The sequence below is a fragment of the Sulfurimonas sp. genome, from assembly GCF_026991475.1.
Lineage (GTDB): Bacteria > Campylobacterota > Campylobacteria > Campylobacterales > Sulfurimonadaceae > Sulfurimonas.
Window position 1 is genome coordinate 1 of the sequence record NZ_JALXBK010000013.1, and the last position, 13,205, is coordinate 13,205.

General features: G+C 33.3%; 15 protein-coding genes. 11 read left to right on the forward strand and 4 right to left on the reverse strand.

Features of this window, described 5'->3' with window-relative positions; all coding sequences use genetic code 11:
* Window positions 1–2,023, reverse strand: a 2,023-nt coding sequence (locus MV589_RS00840) for a glutamine--tRNA ligase/YqeY domain fusion protein (RefSeq protein WP_297431141.1), incomplete at its 3' end; no start/stop codon positions are given.
* Between the two features lie 100 nt (window positions 2,024–2,123).
* Here MV589_RS00840 and MV589_RS00845 point away from each other — a divergent pair.
* The gene (locus MV589_RS00845; RefSeq protein WP_297431143.1) at window positions 2,124–3,365 is read left to right on the forward strand and encodes a glutamate--tRNA ligase family protein; all 1,242 of its coding nucleotides are present in this window, start codon (window positions 2,124–2,126) and stop codon (window positions 3,363–3,365) included.
* Window positions 3,362–3,646: a YggT family protein gene (locus MV589_RS00850; protein ID WP_297431145.1), complete on the forward strand. Its 285-nt coding sequence runs from the start codon at window positions 3,362–3,364 to the stop codon at window positions 3,644–3,646. The genes MV589_RS00845 and MV589_RS00850 overlap by 4 nt, the downstream gene beginning before the upstream one ends.
* On the opposite strand, the gene MV589_RS00855 is transcribed toward MV589_RS00850, so the two are convergent.
* Window positions 3,629–4,099, reverse strand: coding sequence for a hypothetical protein (locus tag MV589_RS00855; protein ID WP_297431146.1), 471 nt, complete (start codon window positions 4,097–4,099; stop codon window positions 3,629–3,631). The two genes, MV589_RS00850 and MV589_RS00855, sit on opposite strands and share 18 nt — an antisense overlap.
* Before the next feature lie 83 nt (window positions 4,100–4,182).
* On the opposite strand from MV589_RS00855, the gene mobB reads away from it, so the two are divergent.
* The 7 genes from mobB (at window position 4,183) to MV589_RS00890 (ending at window position 11,126) form a co-directional block, all read left to right on the forward strand.
* A complete protein-coding gene (mobB, locus tag MV589_RS00860; protein ID WP_297431148.1) occupies window positions 4,183–4,686 on the forward strand; it encodes a molybdopterin-guanine dinucleotide biosynthesis protein B in 504 nt (167 codons plus the stop codon).
* Between the two features lie 11 nt (window positions 4,687–4,697).
* On the forward strand, window positions 4,698–5,543 hold the full coding sequence (locus MV589_RS00865) for a class 1 fructose-bisphosphatase (protein WP_297431197.1): 846 nt from the start codon (window positions 4,698–4,700) through the stop codon (window positions 5,541–5,543).
* Window positions 5,527–5,733, forward strand: a complete 207-nt coding sequence (locus MV589_RS00870) for a hypothetical protein (protein WP_297431150.1) — start codon at window positions 5,527–5,529, stop codon at window positions 5,731–5,733. Before MV589_RS00865 ends, MV589_RS00870 begins: the two co-directional genes overlap by 17 nt.
* A gap of 15 nt (window positions 5,734–5,748) precedes the next feature.
* Window positions 5,749–7,683: a methionine--tRNA ligase gene (metG, locus tag MV589_RS00875; RefSeq protein ID WP_297431152.1), complete on the forward strand. Its 1,935-nt coding sequence runs from the start codon at window positions 5,749–5,751 to the stop codon at window positions 7,681–7,683.
* On the forward strand, window positions 7,680–8,693 hold the full coding sequence (locus MV589_RS00880) for a protein kinase family protein (protein WP_297431153.1): 1,014 nt from the start codon (window positions 7,680–7,682) through the stop codon (window positions 8,691–8,693). The genes metG and MV589_RS00880 overlap by 4 nt, the downstream gene beginning before the upstream one ends.
* 17 nt (window positions 8,694–8,710) lie before the next feature.
* The gene (locus MV589_RS00885) at window positions 8,711–9,841 is read left to right on the forward strand and encodes a TRAP transporter substrate-binding protein (protein WP_297431154.1); all 1,131 of its coding nucleotides are present in this window, start codon (window positions 8,711–8,713) and stop codon (window positions 9,839–9,841) included.
* 61 nt (window positions 9,842–9,902) lie between these two features.
* Window positions 9,903–11,126 (forward strand): putative glycoside hydrolase, encoded by a 1,224-nt coding sequence (locus MV589_RS00890; RefSeq protein ID WP_297431156.1) that lies wholly within the window; start codon window positions 9,903–9,905, stop codon window positions 11,124–11,126.
* On the opposite strand, the gene MV589_RS00895 is transcribed toward MV589_RS00890, so the two are convergent.
* Both MV589_RS00895 and queC read right to left on the reverse strand, forming a co-directional pair.
* Window positions 11,115–11,777, reverse strand: coding sequence for a M48 family metallopeptidase (locus MV589_RS00895; RefSeq protein ID WP_297431158.1), 663 nt, complete (start codon window positions 11,775–11,777; stop codon window positions 11,115–11,117). The two genes, MV589_RS00890 and MV589_RS00895, sit on opposite strands and share 12 nt — an antisense overlap.
* The gene (queC, locus tag MV589_RS00900; RefSeq protein ID WP_297431161.1) at window positions 11,770–12,435 is read right to left on the reverse strand and encodes a 7-cyano-7-deazaguanine synthase QueC; all 666 of its coding nucleotides are present in this window, start codon (window positions 12,433–12,435) and stop codon (window positions 11,770–11,772) included. Before queC ends, MV589_RS00895 begins: the two co-directional genes overlap by 8 nt.
* A 109-nt stretch (window positions 12,436–12,544) precedes the next feature.
* On the opposite strand from queC, the gene MV589_RS00905 reads away from it, so the two are divergent.
* On the forward strand, window positions 12,545–12,718 hold the full coding sequence (locus MV589_RS00905; RefSeq protein ID WP_297431162.1) for a putative motility protein: 174 nt from the start codon (window positions 12,545–12,547) through the stop codon (window positions 12,716–12,718).
* A gap of 62 nt (window positions 12,719–12,780) precedes the next feature.
* Entirely contained in the window at window positions 12,781–13,203 is a 423-nt protein-coding gene (gene ybeY, locus MV589_RS00910; protein ID WP_297431164.1) for an rRNA maturation RNase YbeY, read from the forward strand.
* The last annotated feature ends 2 nt before the right edge of the window (window positions 13,204–13,205 follow it).

Sequence of the window (13,205 nt, forward strand, 5' to 3'; positions counted from 1 at the left end):
CACCATCTTTACTCATTGTTTCAAAAACATCTTTTGCAATTTTTGTTGATATTGTTTCATCATCTATCATTTTAACAAGTTGTGCTATCTGTTTTGGATTAAATTTTAAAGCTGCTAGTTCTTTTTGTTTTAACTCTCTTGCTACTTCATTTGTTACAATATTTGCAATATTTATAGGACTGGCATGTTCAATAAATGCTTCTTCAAAAAAATCAGATAATTTTTTATCACGAGCTAGAGTATTTGCCACTTCTGCGTTAAGCTTTAAATCTTTTGTATATTTATCAAAAAGAGCTTGTTCCTCTTTACTCATTGGTTCTACTTCACCATCAATCTGCACTTGTTTATTTTTTTGTTTTGGTTCGCTTTTTTTTGCTTTTGTCTTTTTAGCCCAGGAATCTTTTAATCCAACAATTTGATTAAAAACAGGTTTATCATCACTATAATCTACTGGATCTGCATAAAAGTACCCTATTCTCTCAAATTGAAATCTCTCATCAGGTTTTTCATGAATAATAGCTGGCTCAACAAGTGCATTTTTGATGATTTTCAGAGAGTCTGGATTAAGATCTTCTATACCTTCTGGTATTTCATTTTTAAAGAGTCTATCGTAAAGTCTTATCTGCACCTCTTTAGCATCTGTTGCACTTACCCATTGGATTGCACTTTTTACTTTGATGCCACTTGTATCAGCAGAACCACTTTTAGAGTCTGGATAATATTCTGCTTTTATCTCTGTAATATTTCCATTTTCATCTTTTAGTATCTCTTTACAACTAATAATGTAAGCATGTCTTAATCGTACTGCTTGATTAGGCGTAAGACGGAAGTAACCTTTAGGAGGATTTTCTTCAAAATCATCTCTTTCAATAAAAATCTCTTTTGAAAAAGGTAGCTTTCTCGAGCCATCTTTTGGTACATCATGTGGGTAGTATGGAGCATCTATCTCCTCAGAACCTTCATAATTTTCTATGGTAACTTTGATAGGATCAAGGACACACATAACACGAGGTACTTTTTTGTTTAAATCATCTCTTATACAAAATTCAAGCTGTGCAACATCAACCATAGAGTTTGCTTTTGCTATACCTATTTGATCACAGAAAGTTAAAATAGACTCGGGAGTGTAGCCTCTTCTTTTATATCCTGCAATTGTAGGGAGACGAGGGTCATCCCATCCATTTACATAATTGCCTTCAACTAGCTCTAAAAGTTTTCTTTTACTCATAACAGTGTAGTTAATGTTGAGTCGTGCAAATTCATACTGATAAGGACGAGGTGGTTTAAGTTCTAATGTATCTAATACCCAATTGTAAATATCACGATTATTTTCAAACTCCAATGTACAAATAGAGTGCGAAACCCCCTCTATGTAATCAGAAAGACAGTGTGCAAAGTCATACATCGGGTATATTGCCCACTCATCTCCTGCTCTAAAGTGATGGACATTTCTAATACGATATAAAAGAGGATCTCTCATCTTCATATTTGCTGCACTCATATCTATTTTAGCACGAAGTACATGCTCTCCATCGCTGAATTCACCATTTTTCATACGCTCAAAAAGGTCTAAATTTTCTTCAACAGTGCGATTAGCATATTTACTGCGTTTACCCACCTCTGTAACAGTTCCACGATACTCTCGTATCTCCTCTTCTGTTAAACTATCAACATAGGCTTTTTCCATTTTAATAAGTTTAATTGCATAAGCGTGTATCTGAGAAAAATAATCAGAAGTAAAGTACAAATCTTCACCCCAATCAAACCCAAGCCACTTTACAGCATCTTCAAGCGCTGCAACATATTTTGTATCTTCTTTTGTTGGATTTGTATCATCCATTCTTAAATTACAATGACCATGATAATCACGAGCTATACCAAAGTTTATAGATATAGACTTAGCATGTCCTATATGTGGAAACCCATTTGGTTCAGGTGGAAATCTTGTAACTATCTCTTTATATTTACCTGATTGTAAATCATTTTCAACTACTATACGTAAAAAATCTTTTTTCTTGCTCATTATTGTTATACCTTTTATTTAAGAGCTGTATTTTAACAAATGAGAGCTTATAATTAATCAAAATTTTGTTAAAATTACAAAAAAATATTTAGGAATTTTAATGCTACGATTTGCGTTTAGCCCTACTGATGATATGAATATAGAAGAGTTGCGAGTTGCTCTTTTTAACTATATCTTATCAAAACAAAAAAATGAAGATTTTATTGTCCGTATTGACAATATAGATAAAGAAAATCTTGTAGAATCAAAGGAACAGGAGACATTGGGTTTATTAGCTCTTTTTGGCATAGAGTATTCTCAAGCTCTCTATCAGAGCCAAAATGTCCGTTTTCACTCTGCCATGGCACTTGATTTACTCCATAAGAAAAAAGCATTTTCATGTTTTTGTTCTGATGATTGGTTAGATAAAAAGAGAGAAGAGGCAAAAGAGAAAAATGAAGCATATCACTATGATGATGCTTGTCGTAATTTGCCTGCAGAACTTGTCATTGACAATACAGCTCCCTTTACAGTGCGAATTGCAAGACCAGATAAGCCAATAATAAATGTTGAGCCTGATAGTGTTGATAGTTTTATTATAATGAATAAAGATAAAACACCTACGGCAAATTTTGCTGCGGCAGTTGATGATATGCTCAGTGACATCTCTGCGATTGTTTCTCAAAAGAAACACCTAAATGATACAGCAAAACAGATTCATGTAAGAGATGCTCTTGGTTATGACAAAGAGATAAAGTATATATATCTTCCTGCCATTGAAAACGAAAAAGCAATAAGCGTAAAACAGCTTTTAGAAGAGGGATATTTACCAGAAGCTATTTCAAATTATATAATATCAATTACAATTAAGACACCGAAAGAGATATTTAAGCTTAATGAAGCCAAAGAGTGGTCACTAGAGAGTGTTTCAGACTCTCCTGCTCACTTTGATATTGAGATGCTAAAACATATAAATCAAGAACATCTGAAAATGATGGATGCAAAGGAACTTTCTCGCTATGTTGGTTTTGCTGATGCAGATATTGGAGAGTTGGCAAAAATTTATCTCCAAAATGTCTATACAACAAAAGAATTGAAGACAAAAATAGCTCCTATTTTTGAACAAAAAGAGATTCCTCAAGAATTTTCCAAACAAATTCTCACTATAAAAGAGAGTATTAAAAAAGCACCCTACTTTGAAGAGTATGATGAGTTTAAAAAGTATCTTATGAATGATACTGGATTACAAGAGGAGGATTTTCTGAAACCTTTAAGCATTTTACTTACAAACGCAGAAGATGATTCAGATTTATCTAAAATATATAAATATTTGAAAAACTACTTAGGAGAAATTATAAAATGAGTGCAATTATAGAAATCATACAAGGTATTGGTGGTATTTTTATCACTTTAATTAATGTTTATATTTGGGTGATTATTATTACAGCGCTTTTAAGCTTTGTAAACCCAGATCCCTACAATCCCATTGTCCAGTTCCTCTATAGAGTAACTAATCCAGCATATAGTTTTGTGCGAAGATTTATGAGAACAGATATGAGTGGCTTGGATTTTGCACCACTTATTATTATTATTGGACTGCAAGTTATTGTAGTTATATTGTCTACTCTACTTTATAAGCTCTAAATTTTTAAATAACAGTAGCCTTGAGCTATTGTTGTTATCTTTAATCTGCAGTTTCAAGTTACCTTCTACTTTATTAAATGTCACTAAATAGTATTTTAGCCACGCTGCGTTTAGGGATGTTAATTTTGTAAACCTATTTGTATTTGTAAGTGTTTTTACTTGAAGAGGTTTTTTTGAATTAAGTAAAAATTGAATATCTTCACTCTTTGAACCCTGTATAAATAGAGATACATAAAAATATTCATCTCCATGGAACTCTTTTTTATCAACATTATTCAAATAAAGAGCAGTAACAATTCCCGTTACACTGTTTGCATTTTTCATTTTTGAACTTTGAATTTGCTCTACACTTAGTGCTTGCTTTTTTGTAATATTGAAGTCATCAAAAGCATTTTTGTTAGCACAAGCACTAAATGAGATGATTGATAGTAAAAGCATGATGTAAATTTTCATTTTATACCCTGTTTTTGTGAGAATTATATCTTAATTAAACTCTTCTTTTGTATAATAAGATAAAATTAAATAAAAGTTGTATATTGAATAAAAGATTAGCTGTTGCATTTACCGGACCTTCTAATAGTGGTAAAACTACCTTGATTTTAAAGGTGGCTAGAAAACTCATTCATGAGCATAAATTAGAAGTCGCCATAATAAAGCATGACCCAAAAGATAAAGCCCGCTTTGATGTTGAAGGAAAAGATAGTTATAAGTTTAGTGATACTGGTGCAGAGGTTATCGTTACATCTCCAAACCGTACAACTTACTTTTCACAAAAACATTGTGAACTTGATGAAATGATAAGACTGTTTGATAAGTTTGATGTTCTACTTGTTGAGGGGTTGAAAAATCTACCTCTACCGCGAATTAGTATTTTTAGAGATACAATAGATAAAGATTACTTTCCATATATGAATGCTTTAGCTGTAGATAACTCTGTAAACTTAGATGAGTATAAAATTCCAGATGAAGTAAGTGTATTAGATTTAAACTCTGTAGATGAAGTTATATCTTGGATATTTAAAAACGCGAAAAAAATTTAAAAAAGGATACGATAATGGATGATATATTTGACGCAATACAAAAAAGTGCAAAAAGAATTAAAGATGTAATAGACACAAAAGATGTTGGTTACTCTCAAAAAGAGAATGCTTCAGGTGAAACGCAGCTAGAGTTAGACATTAAGTGTGATATGATAATTGAAGAGGAGTTCTCGAGAGTTGCTTGTATAAATACTATTGCAAGTGAAGAGAAAGAGCATGCCGAGACACTTCATAGTGATGGGCAATATTTCATTGCATATGATCCTCTTGATGGTTCATCTTTAATAGATGTAAACTTAAGTGTCGGTTCTATTTTTGGTATTTATGATGGTGGTTTTGGTGCTGAAAATATGGTCGCTGCTTGTTATGTTGTTTATGGACCTCGTGTTGAGATGGTTTTTGCACAAAACAAAACAAAACTTTATCTTCTTCAAGCAGGTGAATTTGAGTTTGTAAAAGAGATTCGTCTTAATGAAAAAGGCAAACTTATGGCTCCAGGTGGTACCCAGCAAAATTGGGAAAGTTACCACAAAGAGATGATAGACGGCTTTTTTAAAGAGGGTTATCGTCTGCGTTACTCTGGAGGAATGGTTCCAGATTTACATCAAATTCTTCTCAAGGGCGGTGGACTCTTTAGTTACCCTGCTACAAGTGACAAACCAAATGGTAAATTACGCCGTCTTTTTGAAGTTTTTCCTTTTGCGTTTGTATATAAAATAGCTGGTGGCGAAGCTACTAATGGGCATGAAGATTTAATGTCTTTAGGATATGCACATGTTCATGACACTTCACCATGCTTTTTTGGTTCAAAATATGAAACAACAAGAGTAAAAGAGGTTTATGCAAAAAATGCATAACAAACCAAAAGATAAGTTTGAAATATATCTTGATGAGATGATTATCAAAATACAAACTTGTCAAGAAGAAAAAAATCTCAACAGTTGCAGTGAGTGTGAACTTTTTTTGCAATGTGACTTAAGAGATGAATATATTAAAGCCGTATATAATAGTATGTCAAAAGGCGACACCGGCGGATTTGAATTTTAATTACAGGATAAAAAATTGAGTAAATATATAACTACACCTATATACTATGTAAATGGAGAGGCTCATATTGGGCATGCTTACACTACTTTTATAGCCGATACTTTGGCTAGATATGAGAGACTAAAAGGTGAAGATACATTCTTCTTAACAGGTACAGATGAGCATGGTCAAAAAATAGAAGAGTCTGCAGCAAAAAACAATAAACCGACACAACAGTTTGCAGATGAAATAAGTGCTACTTTTAAAAATCTTTGGGATGAATTTGACATTAGTTATGATAAATTTATCCGTACAACAGATGAAGACCATATGCGTGGTGTTCAAAAAGCATTTGAAGTGATGTATGAAAAAGGTGATATTTACAAAGATTTTTATGAGGGTCACTACTGCGTAAGTTGTGAAACTTTTTTTCCTGAAACACAGCTTGTTGATGGTGAATTTTGCCCTGATTGTGGTCGTAGTACAAATATTGTAAAAGAGGAGAGCTATTTCTTTAGACTCTCAAATTATGAAGACAAATTACTTAAATACTATGCCGAGCATGAAGATTTTATTATGCCTCGTTCTCGTGCAAATGAAGTGATTAACTTCGTAAAAGGTGGGCTTCGTGACCTCTCTGTTACTCGTACATCTTTTAGTTGGGGTGTAAAAATGCCTTCATCTTTAAATGATGATAAACATGTAATGTATGTCTGGCTTGATGCTCTGCTTAACTATATTACAGCACTCGGATATGGTGGAGATGAAGCAAATATGAACTATTGGCCTGCTGATATTCATTTTGTTGGAAAAGATATTCTACGTTTTCATGCTATCTACTGGCCTGCATTTTTAATGAGTCTTGATTTGCCACTTCCTAAACATATTGGTGCGCATGGTTGGTGGACTCGTGATGGTGAAAAGATGAGTAAATCAAAAGGCAATGTAGTCTCTCCTAAAGAGGTTGCTGATGCTTATGGTGCTGAAAATTTACGCTATTTTATGCTTAGAGAAGTTCCTTTTGGACAAGATGGAGATTTTTCACAGCGCGCATTTATTGACCGTATAAATTCGGAACTCTCAAATGATCTTGGAAACTTACTCAACCGTATTATTGGTATGAGTGGAAAATATAGTGACTTTGAAATTGATAGTGTTGATGTTGTAAAGTACCACTCAAAAGAGCTTGAAGCTATGAACGCTGTGCTTGATTCTTTGGACTCTTTTTTAGAAAAACTCCAACCACATAGATACCTTGAAGAGTTGTGGAAACTTTTTGCAATTGGAAATGGTGTTATTCAAGAATCTGAACCTTGGGTAAAAATGAAAAATGGACAAAAAGATGAAGCACTTGCTACTGTTGCGGTGGTTGCAAATATTTTAGCTAAAGCTGCTGTTATGCTGCATCCTGTTATGCCAAAAACTACAAATACAATTGCGGATGCTCTTGCGTTTGAGATAAATACAGAGAGTTATAAAGAGCTTGTAGTTGATAAAAAACTTTTAAAAGTATTTAATATCAAAAAAGTGCCGCCACTTTTTCCTCGAGTAGAAGAGCCTTTAATGCAAGAAGCACCAAAAGCAGAACCTACTCCTATAGTTAAAGAAGAAAAAAAGAGTAAACCAGTAGCACAAGAAGATGATAATCTTATAGAAATTGGGCAATTTTTTGAAACTTCACTGAAAGTAGGAACAGTGGTAGAAGCTGAAGAGGTACCAAAAAGTAAAAAACTTCTTAAACTCCAAATAGACCTTGGCGAAGAGTCAAACCGTCAAGTTGTTGCAGGTATAAAAGAGTTCTACTCTCCTCAAGATTTGATAGGCACACAGGTATGTGTAGTCGCAAACCTTAAACCAGCAAAACTTATGGGTATGATGAGTGCAGGAATGCTTCTTGCTGCTAAAGATGAAGATGGTCTGTGTTTAATAAGACCTGAAAAACCAAAAAAGGCAGGCACACCTGTTGGATGAGACTTGAAAATACAGTAGCACTTATAAATGGAGAGCTTATAAACTCTCCATTTATCAATAATTTTACAAATATTATTTTAGAAGCTAAAGCAGTACGAAGAGGAGATCTTTTTATTGCTTTTGAAGAAGAAACTATAGAAGAAGCCATATTTAATGGTGCTTATGGTGTTATATTTGATAAACCTACACAAATTACAGATAGTGAAATTGCATGGATAAAAGTACAAAATATAGAAGATGCACTTGTTCGTTTGCTGCGTTTTGAACTTTTAAATAAAGAGATAACTGTCTACTCGTGTGATGAGATTGTACTTAAACTTGCATTGCAAGTTGTAAGTGAACCTACTTTTATTGCTCTTAGAGGTGATATTAAATCAGTATTTAAAAGTTTAGCCCATATTGAAGAACACTGTACAGTTCTTTTTAGCCCTACTCTTACTACACCAGATATTTTTACAAAAATAAAAGAGATGCCAAAAAATTCTCATAGTAGTATAAATATAATAGAGCAGACTCTTTTTGAGACATCCTTTATTTATGACGATATTTTTTACGAAAGGCAACTTATTTCTCCATTTTTTATGCCTTACTTAGAGCGTCTATTATGGCTTTTTAAGAAATTAAAAATAAATTTTAGATTAAGAAAGTTTACACCTATTGAGCATTTTGAAGCAGTTTTTACAAATAAAAATTTTGAGATAAAAGAGTTTGGTACAAGTGATAAAGTCCTTATTTTTGAAAAAAATTCCTCTTTGATTGAAGATGAAATTCTTTTTTTACATAAGCACTCTACTTGGGCGAAAAGTATCTATATTATTCCAAACGCAGTTAAGAATACCCTCTCAAAAGAACTGCTTGAAACAGCAGATATATTTTTCTACCATTCAAAAGAAGAGATAAAAAAAGTGCTTAAAACAAATATTTTTCATTTTGCACTTGTAGCAGGAGTAGATAAGTCAATACTTGACAAACCGCTAATACGACAAACACAGTTAACTTTAGATTTTTAAAACACAAGGATTTATAAATGAATCGTAGAGATTTTTTAAGTACAGCAACACTTACTTCCGCAGCCATTGCTCTTAATGGCTGTAATGAGAGTAATCATGTTGCCATTGACTATTCAAAACATCCAAAAAAACATGATGCCACAAAACATATAAATATCAATAAAAATAAAAAAACCGTTATTAAACTTGCTACAAGTTGGCCTGCACACTTTCCTATAATGGGAACAGGAGTAGAAAAATTTGCTAAACGGGTAGAGGATATTAGTGGTGGTTCTTTGCAGATAAAGATTTATCCTAAAAATGTTTTGGTTCCAGCTCTTGCCGTTTTTGATGCCTGCTCTAGTGGACAAATAGATGCTTTTCACTCTGGTCCATACTATTGGAAAGGAAAAAACTCCGCATTTGCACTCTTTAGTGGTATGCCTTTTGGTTTTACTGCCGAAGAGATCAATTCATGGATGCTTTTTGGTGGCGGTATGGATTTATGGCGAGAGCAATATGCAAAATATAATCTTCACCCATTTTTAGGTGGCAATACAAATATTCAAATGGGTGGATGGTTTAGAAAACCTATTCACTCTTTAGCTGATATGCAGGGTCTAAAGATGCGTATCCCAGGGCTTGGAGGTGAAGTTTTTTCCCGAATGGGTGTCAACCCTATTTTGCTTCCTGCTGGAGAAATTTACACTTCACTTGAACGCGGTGTTATTGATGCCACAGAATGGGTTGGACCTGCACTTGACATTAAAATGGGATTTTACAAAGTTGCCCCTTACTACTACTCAGGTTGGCATGAACCAGGTTCTGTTTTAGAGCTTACCTTTAACAAACATCTCTGGAATAAACTTGCCTTTGAACATCAGTCTATGATAGAAGTTGCAAGTAGTGAACTTAATGCAAATATGGCTACAGAATTTCATGCAGAAAATATTCAAGCACTACAAAAACTAAAAAAATTAAATGTAACACTTACACAATTTCCTGATGATGTTACAGCAGCTGGAAAAAAGGCACTTATAGAAGTCGTCCGTGATTTAAGTGCTAAAAATGATGATTTTGCAGATGTATATAAATCTATAGCTTCATATCTTACTCTTTCTAAAGAGTGGAGTGATGTAAGCCTAAGATATTTTTTAAATATTAGATAGTATTAGCTTCTCTGTTTGCTTTAAAGTAGTAGTATTTCAGAAAATATTAAAAAGACACTTTTTGAAAAAACTATTACTTTTAAGCGCTATTTTCCCTACCCTGCTTTTAGCTTCATTTAGAGGCTATCTCATTGACAACAAAAGTGCATTGCCTATTGCAAACGCAACTATTAGTGATTCAAAAATCACAACAAAAAGTGATAAGAATGGTCTGTTTTTTATAGATTCTAATGAAACCTTGTACCATGTAAAAGCCTACGGCTACAGGCCTCTCTCTTTTAACAGTGATTTGAATACGAGTATGATAGCACTTGAACCTATAAAAGTAAAAGCACTTTATCTAACATTTTGGGGAGCGAGTAACAACTCAGGAACTTTGAAAAAGATTTTAAACATTGCTGATAATACAGAGGTAAACGCAGTTGTAGTTGATGTAAAAAACGAGTATGGGTCAACCTCTTTTTTAACTAACTTTAAACAGGCAAATAGTTATGGAGCACAAAAAAATCGTACAAATAGGAATATTCAAAAGTTTATTAGAACGATGAAAGCACACCATATTTATACTATTGCCAGAATTGTGACTTTTAAAGATGAAATACAAGTATCACATAATCCAGAGTATGCAATTAAAAAAGATGTAAATAATACCATTTGGCGAAATCATGACAATATGGCATGGGTTGATCCATTTGATAAGCGTTCTCGTGATTATACTATTTCTATAGCTGAGGAGGCCGCAAAAGCAGGTTATGATGAAATAAATTTTGACTATATTCGTTTTCCTGCAAAATTGGGACTTAAATATTCACAGCAATGTATACAAACAAAACGAGTAAAAGCCATAGAGGCATTTTTGGATGAAGCAAAAAAAAGATTACGTAAATATGGTGTTTTTATTTCAGTTGATACTTACGGAAACATCTGCTGGGGAAAAGATGATAATGGAATAGGACAAACAGTTACTTCTCTTGCAAAACATGCAGATTACCTATGTCCGATGCTCTATCCATCAGGTTTTTCAAGTGGTTCTTTTTATTTTAAACATCCATCTTTACATCCTTATGATGTTGTTTACAGAAGTATAAAAAAGATTCAAGATAGAATTCCAAGTGCTAGAGTACGCCCTTGGTTGCAGGGATTTCGTGATTATACTTCACAACATAAAGCCTATAAAAAAGTAGAAATTCAAGCACAAATACGAGCTACAGAAGATATAGGAACAGATGGTTGGATGCTTTGGTCTCCTTCAAGTAAATACAAACTAGAGTATCTAAGGAAGTAGATGAATCTCTCTTAACTTTTTTCGTAAATTTTTAGAGTTTGCAAGGTAACTATCAACAAAAAAGTGAAACTCTTTAGAGTGGTTCATATGTACAAGATGAGACAACTCATGCACTACCACATAATCAATAAGCTCTTTTTGAACTTTCATTAGTTGTGTGTTGAGCGTTATCTCCTTTTTTGAGTTACAACTCCCCCATCTACTTTTCATTTTTCTAAATTTTAAAGCTCTGTAATCCAAACGCATCATAGCACTAAAATATTCTACTCTCTTTGTCAAATACTCTTCTGCGCAGTGTTTATAAAATATGTCGTAAGCCTTAGAAATTTTTAGAGAGTCAGTCGTATCTAATTTTAGTAATTGTTTACGAAGCGAAGTGACCTCTTGAGAATCAATACTATAGATTTCACCAAAAAGTAAAACTTCATCTTGTAATGTTACTTTCAGTGGTGCATTTTTTTGGTTTTTAAGAAGTTGCTTTTTTATCCAATCACTTTTATCATCTAAAAATTTATAAACAAATTTTGTGGATTTTATAGGTGTTTTAACACTCAAAGTAGAGTCTGCATTTACACGCAAATAACTATGTTTTAATTTTGGAGCATAAATCAACTCTACACAAATGCCTTGAAACTCTAAAAATTTATTCATACGCTATTGGGTCACTTACTCCTGCTTCTTTAAAACCATTTAAACGCAGTCGGCAGCTATCACATACGCCACAAGCTCCCTGCTCATTTTTATAACAACTCCAAGTAAGCTCAAGAGGAACGCTGCGTTTAAGGGATTCTTTTACAATTTGAGATTTTTTCAGGTGGACTAAAGGCATCTTTATTTCAATTTTTGTTTCATCTTTTGTACCAAGGTTAATGGCCTTTTGCATTGCATTTATATACTCTTCACGACAATCAGGGTAGCCACTGCTGTCTTCTTCAACCACGCCTATACTTAAAACCGATGCACCCTCTTTTTCTGCAATGGCAGCTGCCATAGATAAAAAAATACCATTTCTAAAAGGAACATAGGTAACAGGCACACCCTCTTCTACTCCACCAGTAGGCACATCAATAGAGCTATCAGTAAGTGCAGAAGCACCCAGCTGTTTAAAAAAATCCAAATTTAATACATACTTATTTGTAACATCAAGTGCTTTTGTAATATTATGAAAACACTCCAACTCTTTTTTTTGAGTATTTTGTTCATAATTAAAATGTACTGCGATTATTTCATATCCTGCATCTCTCATCATGTAAGCGCTCAGGGTGGAATCCATCCCCCCACTCATAATACAAACTGCTTTTTTTCTCATATTTATTTCTTGTTTCATAGTGCTATTTTAACATATATAGAATTTTTTTAATCTTTTTTAAAACAAAAGAGTTATAGAATGGTTCTAACACAAGAAAAAAGGAGCGATTATGGAAGTATCATCTTCAACAGGGTCTGCTAGTGTACAGGTAGATGTTATGAAAAAAGCGCAAGATGTACAAGAAAAACAGATACAACAGCTCTTAGAAAGTTCGCAAGAGCAGTCAAAAGAAGTAACAGCACAAAAAACCGGTGTTGGTGGTAATTTAAATATTACTGGATAGATGTGAAGTTTTTATAACTTCACTCCATAAACTCTAAGCCCCCATTTGATATAATTTCACTTATGATAGATATTGACAACCAAACCTCATTTAATATAGATGAAACTTTTCTACAAAAGGTTTCACAAACACTTACAGACAAAGATATTGAACTTGTTGTGACAACAAACGCAGTGATTCAAGAGATAAACAAAGAGTATCGCAATGTTGACAAAGCAACTGATGTTTTAAGTTTTCCCTATGAAGAGATGCCAATGGCTCCACTTGGAAGCATTGTTATCGCTATTGATTTTGTACAACAAAAAGCAGAAGAGTTTTCTCACTCTCAAAACGATGAATTTAGTTTACTCTTTATTCATGGTCTGCTCCATTTACTTGGTTATGACCATGAAGTAGACAATGGAGAAATGAGAGCAAAAGAGGAAGAACTTATAAATAAATTTGAACTTCCAAAAAGTTTAATAGTACGAACAGAAGGTAAATAATA

What these genes read in the sequence shown, in the direction of transcription:
- MV589_RS00845 (WP_297431143.1), top strand. Translation starts at nt 2,124, where the DNA reads ATGCTACGATTTGCGTTTAGCCCTACTGATGATATGAATATAGAAGAG.
- MV589_RS00850 (WP_297431145.1), top strand. Translation starts at nt 3,362, where the DNA reads ATGAGTGCAATTATAGAAATCATACAAGGTATTGGTGGTATTTTTATC.
- MV589_RS00855 (WP_297431146.1), bottom strand. Translation starts at nt 4,099, where the DNA reads ATGAAAATTTACATCATGCTTTTACTATCAATCATCTCATTTAGTGCT.
- MV589_RS00870 (WP_297431150.1), top strand. Translation starts at nt 5,527, where the DNA reads ATGCAAAAAATGCATAACAAACCAAAAGATAAGTTTGAAATATATCTT.
- MV589_RS00880 (WP_297431153.1), top strand. Translation starts at nt 7,680, where the DNA reads ATGAGACTTGAAAATACAGTAGCACTTATAAATGGAGAGCTTATAAAC.
- MV589_RS00885 (WP_297431154.1), top strand. Translation starts at nt 8,711, where the DNA reads ATGAATCGTAGAGATTTTTTAAGTACAGCAACACTTACTTCCGCAGCC.
- MV589_RS00895 (WP_297431158.1), bottom strand. Translation starts at nt 11,777, where the DNA reads ATGAATAAATTTTTAGAGTTTCAAGGCATTTGTGTAGAGTTGATTTAT.
- queC (WP_297431161.1), bottom strand. Translation starts at nt 12,435, where the DNA reads ATGAGAAAAAAAGCAGTTTGTATTATGAGTGGGGGGATGGATTCCACC.
- MV589_RS00905 (WP_297431162.1), top strand. Translation starts at nt 12,545, where the DNA reads ATGGAAGTATCATCTTCAACAGGGTCTGCTAGTGTACAGGTAGATGTT.
- ybeY (WP_297431164.1), top strand. Translation starts at nt 12,781, where the DNA reads ATGATAGATATTGACAACCAAACCTCATTTAATATAGATGAAACTTTT.